Below are 1,974 nucleotides of genomic sequence, written 5' to 3' on the forward strand. Positions count from 1 at the left end.
TGCAGAAGCAGCGCGGCGGCCAGACGACGATGGCCTACGACGTGCTCGGGCGGATGACGCAGCGCATCGAGGCGGAATACCAGAGCACCTGGACCTACGACAGCTGCCTGATGGGCATCGGCAAGCTGTGTGAGACGAGCACCAGCACCGGCATCCATCGGCAGTGGGCGTATGACAGCCTGGGGAGGTTGACCAGCACGCGGACCGACATCGCCAATGGGCCGAGCTTCGCGAGTGCGCTGAGCTATGACGCGAACGGCCGGCAAGCGACGCAGACCTGGCCGACCGGGCTCACTGTGAACTACGGCTACACGCCCAAAGGATTCCTGAACAGTGTGTCGCTGGCAACCGCCGTGACGGTGAGCCCGCTGCCCGCGACACCGGGCGGCACACCGGGTGCGAACGTCACGCTGCCGGCCGGCACAGTGCTGTGGCAGGCGCAGGCCTGCAACGCGTGGGACCAGTTGGAGCAGCAACGGTACAGCAGCTCGGTGGTGAGCAAGTCCGGCCACGAGGCGGCCACCGGCCGGGCCAGCAGCCTGATGGCAGGCAAGGGCAACGCCGCCGACGTGTTGAACCACGGCTACGTGTGGGACAGCCTGGGCCGGTTGACGAACCGCAACGATGCGAACGGGGATGGCAGCACCGGCGCGGTGACCGAGAACTTCGAGCACGACGCGCTCGGCCGGCTGCAGCGCTACACGGTGGCGGCTCCTGCGATCAACGGCCTCGTGCGCACGGTGAGCCTGCAATACAACGCGCTGGGCAGCATCCTCTACAAGAGCGATGTCGGGGTGTACAGCTACAACGCACAGGGCGCCAATGCAGTGCGGCCGCATGCGGTGMAGAGCATCGAAGGAGCSGCGGCCAACACCTACGGCTTCGATGCGAACGGCAACATCGCCAGCGCGACGGCGGGYAAGTACCGCGGGATCACGTACACCGGCTTCAACCTGCCGGACAGCCAAGCCGGTGTGCAAGGGCCTGCAGGCGGTCCGAGTTACGTGTGGAGCTACGACGAAGACCATGCCCGCATCCGCGAAGTGCGGACCATCCCGAGCGGCACCAACGCGGGCACCCGAACCACTTGGTACCTGCACTCGGACAACACCGGAGGCTTGGCCTTCGAGAGCGAGGTCAATGCGCCGACCAGCCCGAGTGCCGCGAACCCGGCGGTCACGAGCAACCGCCACTACCTGAGCGCTGGCGGCCAGAGCCTCGGGGTGCTGGTGAGCACGGGAGCGTTGCCCACGCTCGGCGCCGCGCAGACCGCACCAGCCGTGCAGTCGAGCCTGAGCGCGGTGAAGCTGGAGTACTGGCACAAGGAYCACCTGGGCAGCATCGCRGCRACGACSGAYCACAACGGCRACSTSACGGCCCGCAACGCCTACGACCCGTTCGGCAAGCGCCGTTTCTCGARCGGCAACYACGACGCMGCMGGCGCGCTSGKSATCGACTGGAGCCCCKCGKTGAACAGCGGCACCGACCGCGGCTTCACCGGCCAYGAGCARCTCGACGACATCGGGCTCACGCACATGAACGGSCGSMTGTACGACGCGGCCCTMGGGCGCTTCCTGTCMGCGGAYCGGGCCGTGACGAAGCCCTAYGAACTGCAGAGCTACAACCGCTACAGCTATGTCGAGAACCGGCCGCTGAGTGGCACGGACCCGAGCGGSTGGAATCCGAATGAGCTGACGCCGRGCAAGACCTGGGATCCCGAACTCTTCGTGATGGAGGAGGTGAAGATCACCGGCACGGGCGTGCCCACACTGCCTGCGCCGAACCTGACCTGCTCGTCGTCATGCCTGGGGGGACTCTTCAAGCCGGGGCCGCCGACCTTCGTGCTGATGGCCGCACCGGGCACGCCAGTTCAGAAGTCGTTCCAGCAGGGTCTGAACGCGGGGGCCGCCAAGACCACGAGAGTGGTCGCCGGGATGCGCGACTACGTCCACAAGGAGGCTGAGAACGGATCCG

General features: G+C 67.1%; 1 protein-coding gene. It reads left to right on the forward strand.

Features of this window, described 5'->3' with window-relative positions:
• On the forward strand, positions 1 to 1,974 hold a 1,974-nt coding region (locus AC1D12_RS31985; protein WP_477845190.1), incomplete at both ends, for an RHS repeat-associated core domain-containing protein.

It is taken from the genome of Rhizobacter sp. P1_G5 (assembly GCF_056405435.1).